Source organism: Kribbella sp. NPDC050281, from assembly GCF_040655855.1.
GTDB lineage: Bacteria > Actinomycetota > Actinomycetes > Propionibacteriales > Kribbellaceae > Kribbella.
The window spans coordinates 39896-53944 of record NZ_JBFAKS010000009.1 but is presented as its reverse complement, the minus strand read 5'-3'; the positions used below and the strand labels follow the sequence as shown (position 1 = coordinate 53944).

Genomic DNA, 14049 nt, shown 5'->3' with positions numbered 1-14049 from the left:
ACGCCGGTCGAGCTCACACGGCGGGAGCGGGCGGCCGGTAGAGGGCGTAGTGGATCGGCCCGTCGTGGGGGAGTTGCAGCTCCGCGACGGTGACGAAGCCGAGGGACTCGTAGAACGGCAGGTTCCCGGGCTCATGGGTTTCGAGGAACGCCGGCGAGTGGTCCTGATCGGCGGCCGACAGACCGGGCGCGATCACCGCACGCCCCAGCCCCTGGTGCTGAAGGTCGGGCTCGACACCGACCACACCCAGGAACCAGACGGGCTCCCGCGGACGGAAGGTCCCCATTGCCTCCTCGTACTCCGCGACGAGCGCGGCCCGCGAACCGGCGAGCGCCTCGAACGCGTCCGCATGCGACGCGAAGACGTCCGCCGGCGTCGACGGAGTCGTCCAGATCGCGACGGCGCTGACATCATCAGTGACCCAGACCCGGCCATGCGCCAGGCCGATCTCGGTCAGGAAGAGGCGCTGGTACTGCGTGAGTCTGGCGTCGTAGTCGTCCGGGTCGAGACCCATCCGGGTCATCGGGTAGTCCTCGAACGCGCGGGCCAGCGTGCGGACCGCGGGCTCGACGTCCGCGACCGTTGCCTGCCGCACCTGTGGGCTGCCCATGACGTCAGGCCTTCAGTGTGTCGATGACGAGATCCGCGACAGCGCGCATGCCGGCCGCGTTGGGGTGATACGGGACGACGCCGCCGAGCATCCCCGGCGGGCGCAGCGTGAATGCGGTGGTCCACGGCTCCGGCGAGCCGATGGCGTGGTCGCGGCTGGCGGCCGACGCGGCGACCAGGTCCGCGCCGCCGGCCGCGGCAGCCTTTGCGAAGGCGGCAGCGAGACTGTCGGCCATCATCGCGACGCTCGGCAACTGCTCCTCGTTCAGCGGTACGTCGAGACGCGGCCGGGTGCTCGGCCCGACCAGAGTCAGGTAGTCGACGAGCACGATGCGGGCGCGCGGGGCACGTTCGCGGACCTGCTCGACGACGTTCGTCAGCGAGTCGGTGACAGCCTGGTACTCCGCGTCGTCCTTGAGGTAGCTGACGCGGGCACGGATCCGGTTCGCGACGCGGCGGCCGAGGAGAGTGGCCGGTTTCGCGAGGGTGTTGAGCATGCTGCCGCGGCTGAACGTCCCGATGTACTCGAGATCGTTGCCTCCGGCAGTGATCGTGACGAGGGCGGTGTCCGGCGTGACGGCGGCGAGTTGCGGCGGCGCGTCGTCCTGCGGAGTGTCCAGGACGTGCGCGGTGGTGGCGCCGGAGTACGTCACGTCCACGAGTTCCAGGCCGAACTCCGCGGCGACCAGGTGCGCGTAGTTGCGGCCCGATCGACCCGCCGGCCGGTGCACGATCGGGTCGATTCCCGGTCCGGCCGCGAAGGAACTGCCAAGGGCGACGTACCGGCTGCCGGGTTCGATCACCCGACCACGATAGCGACCTGTCCGGAGGATGCACCGAACCCCCGCTGTTCGTTCCAGTGGGAGCGCGCCATACTTCCACCGGTGAGCGACGACGTGTTCGGTACGGCGGGGATTCGCGAGCGGGTGCTGGCCGGGTGGTCGGCGGCGCCGGTGCGGTTCCGCGAGGACGCCAACGCCGAGGAGGATCTCGCCCTCGGCGGGTACGCCGACCGCCTGGTGATCGAACTGGCGCAGAACGCGGCCGACGCGGCGGCACGGGCCGGTACGCCGGGACGCGTCCTCTACGAGTTCCGTGGCAGCACTCTGGTCGTGGCGAACACCGGTACGCCGTTGTCCGCCGACGGAGTCGAGTCACTCGCGACTCTGCGCGCCTCGGCCAAGCGGGACGAGGCCGCGGTCGGGCGGTTCGGGGTCGGGTTCTCCGCCGTCCTCGCGGTGAGCGACGAGCCGGTGATCCTGTCGCGCACCGGCGGCGTGCGGTTCTCGAAGGCGGACACGGCGGCGGCGATCACGGCCGTCGGGTCGTCCGGGCTGGACACCGAGGTACGGCGGCGCGACGGGCAGGTACCGGTGTTGCGGCTGCCGTTCGAAGCCGACGGTGAGCCGCCGGAGGGATATGACACCGCGGTGATCCTGCCGCTGCGGGACGAGAACGCGGCCGCGCTCGTTCGCCGGCTGCTCGAGGAGGCGGGCGACGCGCTGCTGCTCGCGTTGCCGGATCTCGAGCGGATCGACATCAAGACCGAGGACGGGCGCAGGGTCCTCGAAGACGCGGAATCCCGCTGGTGGGTGGGTCGCGCCGCCGGTGTCTTCGACGACCGTGAACGTGAGGAACTGCTCGCCGATCGCCCGATCGAAGAGCGCTCTCGCCCGACCTGGTCGGTCCTCTGGGCACTCCCACGCGATCAGGTGGAGCTGCCCGGCGTTGTGCAGGCGCCCACTCCGACCGACGAACCGCTTTCGCTGCAGGCTTTGTTGCTCGCGAGCTTCCCGCTGGACCCGACCCGGCGGCACGTCGCCAAGGGCCCGCTGACCGATCGACTGGTCCGCGAAGCGGCAACGGCGTACGCGGAGCTGCTGCGCACGCGCGTCGAGGACGGCGGAGACGTCCTCCACCTCGTGCCGACCGGGCTCGCGGCGGGAACGCTTGATCGCGCTCTCCGGGAGGAGATCGTTGCCGTCCTCCCCGGGACTCCGCTCGTCCGGGCGGTCGAGGACGACACGGTGCTCCGGCCGCGGGACGCCGTCGTGGTCGATGGCGCCGACGCCGCGTTCAACGCAGTCCTCGCGCCGATCGTCCGCGGGCTGATCCGGTCGACCTTGCAGGACAGGCTGGCCCTCGAGACGCTCGGCGTCCGCAGGCTCGAGTTGGCCGAGGTGGTGGATCAACTCGGGGGAGTTGCCGCCGACGAACCTCCCGCCTGGTGGAGGGCTCTCTACGCGTCTCTCAGCGGCATGGTGACCGATGCCTTGCTGCGTGAATCCCTTGGCACGCTTCCGGTCCCGCTCGCTGACGGCCGGCTCGTGCGTGGTGTGCGCGGTCTGCTCCTGCCGGGCCCGGAGATTCCCACCGGCATCCTGGCCGCCTTCGGGCAGTACGGCATACGGATCGTTCATCCGGAGGCGGTGGACCCGGCGCTCGAGCGGCTCGGGGCGCTTCCCGCGACGCCGCGATCGTTGCTCGAGGACAGCGCCGTACGGACGGCTGTCGAGCACTCCGTCAATGCCGACGATCCGGACGCGATCGCGGAGGCCGTGCTCAGTCTGGTCGCGGCCGATCCGTCGCAGGCCGAGGGATTGTGGTGGCTCTCGGACCTCGTCCTGCGTGACGCTGACGGCGAGCTGGTGCCGGCGAACGCGCTCGTGATTCCCGGGTCCGAGGCTGCGGAAGTCCTCGACGACGAGGAAGTCGCGCCGATCGATCGCGCCGTGCTCGACCGCTACGGTCTGCCGGCGTTGGAGGCCGTCGGCGTCCTCGCGACGCTCGGCCTGGTGACGGCTTCGGACGTCGCGCTCGACCAACTGCCCGAGTCGTTGAAGGATTTGGACGGCATCGAGGACTGGGCGTACGACGTAGCGCCGGATGGATCGCGGTACGGCGCGACCGTTGGCGAGCTGAGCGCGATCCGCGATCTGGACTGGATCACCGACGACGCCTGGCCGCGGGTGCTCGAGTTGCTTGGATCGTCTCCGGACCTGCGTCGCGCCCTGGTGACGCAGGTGCGCGTTGTCGGGCCGGACGACCGGCCGCTCGGCGTACCGTCGTACTCGGCGTGGTGGATCCGCGAGCGTGTTGTGCTGGAGGACGGGGAACCGCTGGCCGGGCGGGCCGATCCCGATGCGGAGCCGGTGCTGGCGACGTTTCTCGACGCGGCGCCGGAATGGACCGCGGTGCTTGATCCTGAGGTACGGACGGCGATCGGGCTGGTCCGTGAGGTCGGCGATCTCGATGCCGATGGCATCAGTCTGGTGCTGGAGCGGATCGCGGACCCGGAGCGCGAGGTCGACGAGAGTGCTCTCCTGCGTCTGTGGCGTCAGCTGGGAACGTTGTCGCTCTTCCCGGGCGATGCGCCGGATCGGGTACGCGTGCTCGGCGACGGCGGGACGACCCAGGTGATCGATGCGGGTCAGGCGGTGGTCGTCGACGGGCCGATGTGGTTGCAGCGCGAGGATCTCGGTGGGTTCGTGGTCGCGTCCGGCGCGGCGGCGGACGGGTTGAGTGACCTGTTCGACGTACCGATGGCGCATGAAGTTGCCGAGGGCAAGATCGATGGCGAGGGTACGGCGGCCGAGGTGCCGGAGATCGTGCGTGAGCTGGTCCCCGGGGTCCCGCAGACCTGGTGGGAACACGAGGAACTCACGGTCGACGGGGTCGAGGTGTCGTGGTGGGTGGACGGCGACGGCGCGCCGCACGCCGCGACGTTCGACGGCCTGGCCAAGGCGCTGGCGTGGGCCAGTGGCCGGTGGGACCAGCGCCACGTGATCCGCGCCGTACTCAACGAACCCCACCGAAGCTCCGAGCTCCTCACCGACGCCGCCTACGACTGATGGCGACGAGTTCGCGGAGCGCGGGGTTGTCGATTGTGGTGCTGAGGGTGTGGGCGGTGAGGGCTGCTTGGGGGTTGCCCAGGTGGCTCAGGTGGAGGTTGGCGTGGACGAGGAGTTCGCGGAGGTCGCAGCGGGCGGCCAGGGCGGACAGTCGGCCGGCTAGTTGCAGGGCGCGGTCGTGGTCGGATTGGTCCAGGGCTGCGGTGATCGCGGCGTCGAGGACGTGGGCGTGGACCCACTGGTAGCGGTCCGGTTCGGTGCTGGCGCGGGTGAGGGCCAGGTCGAGCCACTTGGTCGCCGCGGAGTGGTCGCCTTGCTTCGTGTTCAGCATCGCGAGGCCTCGACCCGCCATACCTTCCCAGCAGGGGTCGCCGAGCTGGCATCCCAGTGCCCAAGCCTGTTCGAACCCGTCGACCGCGGCGTCGAGATTGCCGGCCCGCAGGTCGAGTTCGGCGGCGAGTGCCTGCGGCCAGGGCAGGAAGGCGATCCAGCGCTCCCGGTGGACCAGGTCGAGTGATTCCGCCAGCGCCGCCGCGGCCTCGTCATACTCGCCGCGCAGCAAGTGTGCGCGTCCGACCAGCGACAGCGACCACGCCTGCTGACGGCGGTCGCCGCAGCGTCCTGCGAGTTCGACCGACTGGCCCAGTTGCTCGAAGGCGGCCGGGTAGTCGGATCGGTCGGAGGAGTTCATTCCCCGTACGCCGAGGATCGCGGCGTTCTCCTCATCCGATGTGGCGAGAGCCTGGGCCTTCGCCAACCACTCGTCACCCGTCTTCCGGCGGCCCGCCTGGACCTCGATGAACCCCAGCTCACGGAATGCGAGAACGGCGGTGGAGCGCTCTCCGGCCTGATCCGCAACGAGCAGCGCCTCGTGCAGGACGATCGCCCCTTCCTCGTCATGACCGCGGATCGCGTGCACGAGCGCGCCGCCAAGAGCCGCCAGTGCGCGTGCTTCCAGCGTCTTGTCACGACACTGCACCGCCAGCGCAGCAGCCTGTCGCAGACACTGCAGACCGGCATCGACCGCACCGGCAACGATGGCGGCACGTCCTGCCTGGAGTTGACTGACGGCGGCCGCCCGGCCGCTCAGGGGAGCGGGCGACTGCGGTGCGACCGTCGCGGCCTCCTGCAGCGAGGTCGACACCTCGACGCCCAGCTCGCGCCGGAACAAGTCCTCGCAGATCGCGATCTGCCGCAGTGCGGCCACTCGATCACCTGAGGTGGCCAAGCTGCGGATCAGGAGTTCATGGTTGCCCTGCTCGTGCGGATTGATCGCGACCGCCTTGGCCGCGAAGGGGATCGCCTGGTCAGCCTGCCCTGCCGCGAGGTGAGCGACCGCGTTCTGCCGCAGCCGTGCCTCGAGCGCCCCGGCCACCCGGCGCCGCTCGACCAGCAGCCACGACTCGAACTCCGGGCAGGACTCCAGCTCCATGCCCTCCAAGAGCTCTCCGCCCCATGACAGCAGGGATTCCGGCGCCGTGGACGGTTCGCCGACGAGCAGTACGTCGACTGTCGTGGCATCGTCGAGAGCTGTCACGACCGGATCACCGGTGAGCAGATCCGGTACGCCGATCGCACGGCGCAGCTCTGCCAGCGTCCAGCGCAGGGCGCCGAGTGGATCCTCGGCGTCGGCGAAGAACAGTTCGGCGAGACGACGCCGGCTGGGCGGCCGCTCGGCCAGTAGCAGATAGCCGAGCAGCGCCCACGCCTTGCGCCCCCGAGGTTGACGGCCCGGTTGGCCGTCAACCTCGATCTCCGGTGGTCCCAGCAGACGGATCGTCGCCAAAGACCTCACCCCCTCCGTGAGGTCTCCAGTGTCACCCGCCTCCCGCGATCCAGGGAGTGCCTGGTCAGTACAGCTAACGGCGGGTTCCGACCGCCTCGAGATATTCGGCGCGGGCGGCAACGGATCCGTCGTCCGCGTAGTCGAACCCTCGCGGTACGTCGGCGAGATCGCTGGCGAAATGGCGGTAGTCCTCGCCGTCCAGGCTGCCCGCGATGCGCGTGATCGGGCCGTAGAAGTCCATGAACCACTCGGCGAAGTGCTCCGGCGAGTGGTAGCGGAACACGTACTCGCGCTTGGTCAGCGCCGTCCACTCGACCCGGTCGCCGAACAGCTCGAACAGGTGCTCCTCGGCTCCCCACAGCGTCGCGGGCTGCACACCGGCGGGCGGCGGCGCCCACTTCGAGACGACCTTGAACAGTTGGCCGATCATCCCGGCCGGCGTCCAGGACGCGAGCGCGATCTTCCCGCCCGGCTTGGTGACCCGGACCAGTTCATCCGCGGCTTGCTGATGGTTCGGCGCGAACATCACGCCGACGGTGCTCGCGACCAGGTCGAACGCCTTGTCAGGCAGCGGAAGGTTCTCCGCGTCCCCCTCGGTGAACGTCACCGGCAGATGCTCCGCGGCGGCCCGCTCACGCCCCTGCTCCAGCAGGTTCACGGCGTAGTCCACGCCGGTCGCCTCGGCGAAACGGCGCGCTGCCGCCATCGCCACATTCCCCTGACCGCACGCGACGTCGAGCACCTGTTGCCCGGCGCGCACATCGGCGGCCTCGACCAGGAGCTCGGCGATGATCTGCAACGTGTTGCCCACGCGTGGGTAGTCGCCGGTCTGCCAACCGGCCCGCTGCTTGTCCTTGATCGCCTCGAAATCCACGGCCGTACTCGTCATGTCTGTCCCCCTGGAAGTCACTACCACTTTGGAATCGTTTCCGGCCGCTGCGATGGCCGATACCGGACATCGAACTCGGTCACCGTGTGACGCGGCGTGTGACGACCACGGCTTGACCAACCGTGCGCCTGGTCACGCAGAGCAAAACATCGTTGTCAGAGGTTGGTATATCCACTGATCTGCGCATTCGATGACCAGGCTCCAACGTGGCAATGAACTCTTGCCAACGTTGTCAACGCTACTTATAGTCCGTGACACCTCTCGGTCGGTGATCGCCCTGTCCGCGCAATGAAAACGGAGGTGACTTTCGTCATGAACGAAACACCGCGTCCCCAGTTCGAAAATGTCGAAGAAGTCGTCCGCTATCAGCTGAGTCGGCGAAGTGTCGTCGGGGGAGGCGCCGCGGCGGCGATGACCGCCTTCCTGGCCGCCTGCTCCGGTGGCGGCGGCTCGTACTCCGACAAGCCCGCCGACAACAAGCCCGTCGCGACCAAGTCGATCCAGATCGGCAAGGCCAACATCCCGACACCGCGCGACCAGACCCTCATCGTCGGTCAGGTCGAGTACACGGTGTTCGACAGCTTCAACGGGATGATCCCGAACGGTACGCCGGGCGGTGCCGGCGTGGAGCTGGCGACCGAGCCGCTGTTCTTCCTCAGTTTCGCCACCGGCAAGCTCACGCCGTGGCTGGCGACGGAGTACAAGTACAACGACGACCACTCCGAGCTGACGATGAAGTTCGATCCGAAAGCCCACTGGAACGACGGCAAGCCGCTGGGCGCGAACGACTTCAAGTTCACCGTGATGCTACTGAAGGACCGGCCCGACCTGTTCGGCGGCGGCGGTGACCTGAAGGAGTTCGTCAAGGACGTCGAGGTGACCGACGACCACACCGCGGTGGTCAAGCTGCTCAAGCCGACACCGCGGCTGCACTACAACTTCATCGCCGCGATCGCCGGTGCGCCGATCAACCTCATGCCCGAGCACATCTGGAAGCCGCAGGACCCGACGAAGTACAAGGACAACCCGCCGGTGCGGTCCGGCCCGTACAAGCTGAAGCAGGCGATCCGGAACCAGAAGATGTTCGTCTGGGAGAAGGACCCGAACTACTGGAACAAGGACAAGCTCGACGTCAAGCCGCAGTACGTCGTCTTCCAGAGCACGTCCAAGCAGCTCGACCAGGCCTCGCTGGCCTTCGAGCGGGCCGAGTTCGACGTCGGCTCGGTCGACGAGCCGCACGCCAAGCAACTGCGCAACACCGGCTACCCGAACCTGGTGACCACGCAGTTCCACGACCCGAACCCGCGGACGATCTGGCTGAACTGTGACCCGGCCCGCGGCGTGATGGCCGAGGAGAAGATGCGCTGGGCGATCAACTACTGCGTGGACCGGGAGAAGGTCGGCAAGTCCATCTGGCCGGTCGAGGTGCCGCCGGCGCAGTACCCGTGGGCGGACTACCCGACGAACGACAAGTGGAAGAACGACGATCTCGCGAACAAGTACAAGTTCGAGTTCAGTCCGGACAAGGCCACCAAGCTGCTGGACGAGATCGCGCCGAAGAACGCGGCCGGCAAGCGGACCTACAAGGGCAAGGAGATCAACCTCGAGATCATCACGGTCTCGCCGGTCGACGGCCCGGAGTACGCGATCGGGAACCTGCTGAAGACCGAGCTGGGCAAGGTCGGCGTGCCGGCCACGCTGCGCAGCCTGGCCGGCAGCGTGCACGACGAGAAGTTCCAGCGCGGTGAGTACGACATCGACTCCAACTGGGCCGGATTCGCCATCGACCCCGAGCAGCTCTACACCGACTGGGAGAGCAGCAAGGCCCAGCCGGTCGGCAAGAACGCTGCCCAGAAGAACAAGATGCGGTTCCGCAACCCCGAGTTCGACGAGGTCTCCAAGAAGCTGGCCGGGATGGACCCGGAGAGCGAGGAGGCGAAGCCGCTGCTGGACAAGGCGCTGGAGATCTACTACCAGCAGTTGCCGCTGCTCCCGGTGATCCAGACCGGTTACCCGTCGTACTTCAACACGGCGTTCTGGAAGGACTGGCCGACGGACCAGGATCTCTACGAGGTACCGCTGAACTGGTGGCCGCACTTCATCTTCGTGCTCGGCAAGATCCAGGCCACCGGGCAGAAGGGACCCGCGTGACGGCGGAGGCCCCGCCCGCGGTAGCTGTCGACAAGAGCCAGGACTCCGCGCCCGTCTCGGGGGTGCGGGCCTGGCTGTCGCGGCATCCGCTGGCGGCGTACGGGATCCGCCGGTTCGGGCTCTACCTGGTCGAGCTGTGGGGAGCGCTGACCATCGCGTTCTTCTTCTTCCGGCTGATGCCGGGTGACCCGATCCAGACGCTGATCCAGACCCTGCAGCAGAACTACATCTACAACCAGCAGGCGAGTGTCGAGATCATCACGCGCTACCGGCACGAGTTCGGTCTCGACGGCAATCTGTTCTCCCAGTACCTCAGATACATGCAGAAGCTGGTCCTGCACGGCGACATGGGGCCCTCGCTGATCAACTACCCGACCTCGGCGCAGACGGTCATCCTCAGATCGTTGCCCTGGACCATCGGTCTGCTCGGCATCTCCGCGGTGCTGGCCTGGATCTTCGGCGTCGTGATCGGCGCGGTCGCGGGCTGGCGTCGCGGCAAGCTCGGATCACGGATCGCGACCAACCTGTCGATCGCGCTGTCGCACGTGCCGTACTTCTTCGTCGCGCTGATCCTGGTGTACATCTTCGCGTACTCACTCGGAATGCTGCCGGCCAGATCGGCGTACGACTCCAACATCAGTCCCGGGATCACGCCGGAGTTCTTCGGCAGTGTGCTCAAGTACGGGCTGTTGCCGGCGTTGTCCATCGTGGTGATCGGGACGTTCAGCTGGATCCTGTCCACCCGGATGCTGATGATCCCGATCCTCGGCGAGGACTACCTGGTGTACGCCGAGGCCAAGGGCCTGAAGGGCTCGCGGATCCTGACCCGGTACGCGCTGCGGAACTGCTACCTGCCGCAGATCACCGCGTTCGGCATCTCGCTCGGCTTCATCTTCAACGGCAACGTGCTCGTCGAGCAGCTGTTCAACTACCCGGGTCTCGGGACGACGCTGGTCACCGCGATCCAGCAGCTCGACTTCAACACGATCCTTGGGGTGACCAACATCGCGATCTTCTCGGTCCTGACTGCCGTCCTGATCCTCGACCTCCTGCTCCCGCTGCTCGATCCGCGGGTCAAGTACTGGAAGTGATCACGATGAGACTCCTGACAGCGGTACTGCGGACGATCCGGAACAGCCGGCGACTGGCCATCGGACTGGTGGTCCTCGTGCTGCTGGTGCTGCTGGCACTGTGCAGCCCGTTGATCGCCAAGGCCGTCGGTGGCGGCCAGGATCCGATCGAGTTGGCGGCGTACGAGAAGTGGCTGGTGCCGTCGCCACAGCATCTGCTCGGCACCGACCAGTTCGGCCGGGACGTGTTCGCGATGGTGGTGAAGGCGCTCTCGGTGTCGCTGCAGATCGGCGCGATCGCGGGCGTGATCTCGACCGTCGTCGGCGTGATCGTGGCGTTCGTGGCCGGCTACAAGGGCGGGTGGATCGACGGGGTGCTGTCGACCTTCACCGGGATCCTGCTGGTGATCCCGACGTTCCCACTGCTGATCGCGTTGTCGGCATACGCCAAGAACGTGAGCCTGTTCCAGGTCGGCGTGATGATCTCGATCTTCTCCTGGCCGTTCGCGGCCAAGACGATCCGGTCGCAGGTGCTCAGTCTGCGATCGCGCCCGTACGTCGATCTCGCCAGAGTGAGCAAGTCCAGAGACCTGGAGATCATCGTCACCGAACTCCTGCCCAACCTGCTGCCGTTCATCGGCGTCGGATTCGCGTCGTCCGCCCTCGGTGCGATCTTCGGTCTGGTCGGTCTGGAGATCATCGGGCTCGGGCCCGGTGGGGTGATCGACCTCGGGCAGATCATCTTCAACGCGATCGGCACCGGTGCGCTGACGCTGGGCGCCTGGCCGATGTTCGTCGTACCGATCGTCTTGCTGACCCTGCTGTTCGCGGCGCTGAACATGGTCAACATCGGGCTGGAAGAGGTTTACAACCCGCGGCTGAGAGGAGTGGCCGGTGAGTGACTCCGTGCTCGAAGTGAAGGGCCTCGACGTCACGTACTCGACCAACCGCGGTGACGTGAAGGCCGTGCGCGGGCTGGATCTGGACGTACGGCGTGGCGAGATCCTCGGGATCGCGGGGGAGTCGGGCAGCGGCAAGAGCACCCTCGCGGTGGCGCTGCTCCGGCTGCTCAAGCCGCCCGGCAAGGTGACGGGTGGCTCGGTGGTCTTCCGGCCGGGCGGCCGTTCACCGGTCGACCTGCTGAAGGTGAACGGCGAGGAGCTTCGGGTACTGCGCTGGAGCGCGCTGTCCTACCTCCCGCAGGGATCGATGAGTTCGCTCAACCCGGTGATGCGGGTCCGGGACCAGTTCAAGGACGTGATCCTCGAGCACGCGCCCGGCCGCAGGGGCGAGGTCGACACGATGATCCCGCGGCTGCTCGGAGAGGTCGGGCTGGAGCCGCGGGTCGCGGGGATGTACCCGCACGAGCTGTCCGGCGGGATGAAGCAGCGTGTACTGATGGCGATCGCGGTCGCGCTGGAGCCGGACCTGATGATCGCGGACGAGCCGACCACCGCGCTGGACGTGACGATCCAGCGGGTCATCCTGCAGTCGCTCGGCGACCTGCGCCGCGACTTCGGCGTGACGCTGATGGTGATCTCCCACGACATGGGAGTGCACGCGCAGCTGGCCGATCGGGTCGCGGTGATGTACGAGGGCCGGCTGGTCGAGGTCGGCGACGTACGCCAGGTGTTCAAGGACCCACGGGATCCCTACACCCGGCAGCTGATCGAGTCGATCCCACGGCTAGGACGGAGGGCCTCGTGAAGTCCGAGCTCGAACTTCGTGGCGTACAGCAACGATTCCATGCGCGTGGCGTGGAAGGCGGTTACATCACCGCTGTCGATGACGTGAGCTTCACGCTCGCGGCCGAGCCGCCGCAGGTCGTCAGCCTGGTCGGCCAGAGCGGCAGCGGGAAGAGCACGATCGCCCGCAACGTGCTCGGCCTGCAGAAGCCGACCGAAGGCTCGGTGCTCTACGGCGGCAAGGACATCTTCAAGCTGAGCCGCTCCGAGTACGACGAGTACCGGCGCGACGTCCAGCCGGTGTTCCAGGACCCGTACGCGATCTTCAACCCGTTCTACCGGGTGGATCGCGTGCTGTGGAAGGCGGTGAAGAAGTTCGGGCTCACCAGCAGCCGATCCAAGGGACTGGAGCTGATCGAGGAGTCGTTGCGGGCGGTGCGGCTGGAGCCGGAGAACGTTCTCGGCCGGTATCCGCACCAGCTGTCCGGTGGCCAGCGGCAACGGATCATGCTGGCCCGGGTACACATGCTGCGGCCGTCGTTCATCATCGCCGACGAACCGGTGTCGATGCTGGATGCCCAGGTGCGCAGGCACTTCCTGGACATCCTGCTCGACTTCCAGCGCGAGCACGGGATGACGACGCTGTTCATCACCCACGACCTGTCCACCGTCTACTACCTCGGCGGTGAGGTCATGGTGATCACCAAGGGCTCGATCGTCGAACGTGGCCCGGTCTCCACCGTGATGCACGAACCGTCCCACCCGTACACGCGGCTTCTGCTCGACTCCATCCCTCAACCCGACCCCGACAACCGCTGGACCACCCGCATCAACGTCGACGCCGTGGAGGAGCTGGACGACAACACCCCGGCCGCCGCCACCAAGCCAGAAGTGCCCATCCTCTAGGCGGGTGCCGCCTCTAGGCCGGCGCCGCCTCGATGACGTGATAGCCGAAGGGAGCAGGTCGACGAGCAGCGTGGGCTGGTCGTCCGGACCGGTCAGCTCAGGGAGCAGTCGCTCGAGGATGAGCAGCCGCGCGTCCGGCGACATGGCCGCGCGGCAGCTGTGGAGGATCGCCACGACCTCCTCGACCCGGCGCTGCGCTCCTTGCCGGTCGGCGCGATCGGAGCCCGCTGGGGCTTCGCCAACCCCTCCCACTTCAGCCGGCTCTTCAGTTCGACGTTCGGTGTTCCACCAGTAGAGCTCAGACGCCTGACCGACGGCGGCCACTGGTCATCAGGAACTGGTAGAACCAGGCCTTGAAATCCGGATTGGTCATCAGGGCCCGGTAGCGGGTCAGTTCGGCGGGGGTGGCGCCGGCGGCCAGGAGGAGCGGTTCGGCCTGCTGGTTGAGGTTTCGGTGCAGGAGGCAACCGTCGGTGCCGCCGGTCGTTGTCTGCGAGTACTCCATGATCTCGATGTCGACGAGTCCGGCAGTGGTCATCCGGTCGGCGGTCTCGCGGGCCCAGGTCCAGCTGATGCCGCGGGCCGGGCTGACCACCTCGTGGGACAGATGCAGCACCTTGTCCCACAGATCGCGGTCAGCCGGCTCCGGTACGGCGATGGCCTCGAGCGGACGGTCCGTGATGTCGCCGAACACGAGCCGGCCGCCTGGTGCCAGCGCCTCGACCAGCCGACCGAAGAGCTCTTCACGTTGGGGTAGGTGAAGCATGGTGAGCCGGGCGTGGATCAGATCGAACGGTCCGTCGACCGGGAGGCCGTCGCGCAGATCGTGGCGGATCACCTGTACGCCGGGTGCGACGTCGTACAACTGGGCCGTGTCGATGTCGACGGCAACGACCTCGCGGGTGCGCGCGGCCAGCCAGTTCGCGATCGAGCCGCTGCCCGCGCCGAGCTCGAGGCAGCGCATGTCGGATCGGAGACCGAGTCGCTCCAGCCGCCAGGTGGTCGGGGTGTCGAGGAGCTTGCCGAGATGATCGAGGTGGTGGTGGCCGAGTTCGCTGCCGGTGTCGAAGATGTAGTCCATCCTCCGAGCCTGCGCGGTGCG

12 protein-coding genes are annotated in these 14049 nt (G+C 67.7%); 7 read left to right on the top strand and 5 right to left on the bottom strand.

Annotated features, from left to right (window positions below):
- Window positions 1-13 precede the first annotated feature (13 nt).
- Window positions 14-610: a GNAT family N-acetyltransferase gene (locus tag AB0I34_RS12055; protein WP_360443622.1), complete on the bottom strand. Its 597-nt coding sequence runs from the start codon at window positions 608-610 to the stop codon at window positions 14-16.
- Between the two features lie 4 nt (window positions 611-614).
- The gene (locus AB0I34_RS12050) at window positions 615-1412 is read right to left on the bottom strand and encodes an SGNH/GDSL hydrolase family protein (RefSeq protein ID WP_360443619.1); all 798 of its coding nucleotides are present in this window, start codon (window positions 1410-1412) and stop codon (window positions 615-617) included.
- An 81-nt stretch (window positions 1413-1493) separates the two neighbouring features.
- On the opposite strand from AB0I34_RS12050, the gene AB0I34_RS12045 reads away from it, so the two are divergent.
- On the top strand, window positions 1494-4460 hold the full coding sequence (locus tag AB0I34_RS12045) for a hypothetical protein (protein ID WP_360443616.1): 2967 nt from the start codon (window positions 1494-1496) through the stop codon (window positions 4458-4460).
- Here the strand turns inward: AB0I34_RS12045 and AB0I34_RS12040 are convergent.
- Together AB0I34_RS12040 and AB0I34_RS12035 are read right to left on the bottom strand one after the other, a co-directional pair.
- Entirely contained in the window at window positions 4438-6246 is a 1809-nt protein-coding gene (locus tag AB0I34_RS12040; RefSeq protein ID WP_360443613.1) for a BTAD domain-containing putative transcriptional regulator, read from the bottom strand. The two genes, AB0I34_RS12045 and AB0I34_RS12040, sit on opposite strands and share 23 nt — an antisense overlap.
- 73 nt (window positions 6247-6319) lie before the next feature.
- Entirely contained in the window at window positions 6320-7135 is an 816-nt protein-coding gene (locus AB0I34_RS12035) for a methyltransferase domain-containing protein (protein ID WP_360443611.1), read from the bottom strand.
- 312 nt (window positions 7136-7447) lie between these two features.
- Between AB0I34_RS12035 and AB0I34_RS12030 the strand changes: the two genes are divergently transcribed.
- From AB0I34_RS12030 to AB0I34_RS12005, 6 genes are all read left to right on the top strand, one after another.
- Entirely contained in the window at window positions 7448-9286 is a 1839-nt protein-coding gene (locus tag AB0I34_RS12030) for an ABC transporter substrate-binding protein (protein WP_360443608.1), read from the top strand.
- Window positions 9283-10377: an ABC transporter permease gene (locus AB0I34_RS12025; protein WP_360443605.1), complete on the top strand. Its 1095-nt coding sequence runs from the start codon at window positions 9283-9285 to the stop codon at window positions 10375-10377. The genes AB0I34_RS12030 and AB0I34_RS12025 overlap by 4 nt, the downstream gene beginning before the upstream one ends.
- A 5-nt stretch (window positions 10378-10382) precedes the next feature.
- Window positions 10383-11258 carry an ABC transporter permease gene (locus AB0I34_RS12020; RefSeq protein WP_360443602.1) on the top strand — a complete coding sequence of 292 codons (876 nt, stop codon included), beginning with the start codon at window positions 10383-10385 and terminating at the stop codon, window positions 11256-11258.
- Entirely contained in the window at window positions 11251-12063 is an 813-nt protein-coding gene (locus AB0I34_RS12015) for an ABC transporter ATP-binding protein (RefSeq protein ID WP_360443599.1), read from the top strand. The genes AB0I34_RS12020 and AB0I34_RS12015 overlap by 8 nt, the downstream gene beginning before the upstream one ends.
- Window positions 12060-12947 (top strand): ABC transporter ATP-binding protein, encoded by an 888-nt coding sequence (locus tag AB0I34_RS12010; RefSeq protein ID WP_360443596.1) that lies wholly within the window; start codon window positions 12060-12062, stop codon window positions 12945-12947. The genes AB0I34_RS12015 and AB0I34_RS12010 overlap by 4 nt, the downstream gene beginning before the upstream one ends.
- Before the next feature lie 159 nt (window positions 12948-13106).
- Window positions 13107-13304 carry a helix-turn-helix domain-containing protein gene (locus tag AB0I34_RS12005; RefSeq protein WP_360443593.1) on the top strand — a complete coding sequence of 66 codons (198 nt, stop codon included), beginning with the start codon at window positions 13107-13109 and terminating at the stop codon, window positions 13302-13304.
- Here AB0I34_RS12005 and AB0I34_RS12000 read toward each other — a convergent pair.
- Window positions 13246-14028, bottom strand: a complete 783-nt coding sequence (locus tag AB0I34_RS12000; RefSeq protein WP_360443590.1) for a methyltransferase domain-containing protein — start codon at window positions 14026-14028, stop codon at window positions 13246-13248. The two genes, AB0I34_RS12005 and AB0I34_RS12000, sit on opposite strands and share 59 nt — an antisense overlap.
- Window positions 14029-14049 lie beyond the last annotated feature (21 nt).

Bases quoted from the DNA above. Each gene is read 5' to 3' on its own strand.
- AB0I34_RS12020 (WP_360443602.1), top strand. From the start codon at position 10,383: ATGAGACTCCTGACAGCGGTACTGCGGACGATCCGGAACAGCCGGCGA.
- AB0I34_RS12000 (WP_360443590.1), bottom strand. From the start codon at position 14,028: ATGGACTACATCTTCGACACCGGCAGCGAACTCGGCCACCACCACCTC.
- AB0I34_RS12030 (WP_360443608.1), top strand. From the start codon at position 7,448: ATGAACGAAACACCGCGTCCCCAGTTCGAAAATGTCGAAGAAGTCGTC.
- AB0I34_RS12035 (WP_360443611.1), bottom strand. From the start codon at position 7,135: ATGACGAGTACGGCCGTGGATTTCGAGGCGATCAAGGACAAGCAGCGG.
- AB0I34_RS12055 (WP_360443622.1), bottom strand. From the start codon at position 610: ATGGGCAGCCCACAGGTGCGGCAGGCAACGGTCGCGGACGTCGAGCCC.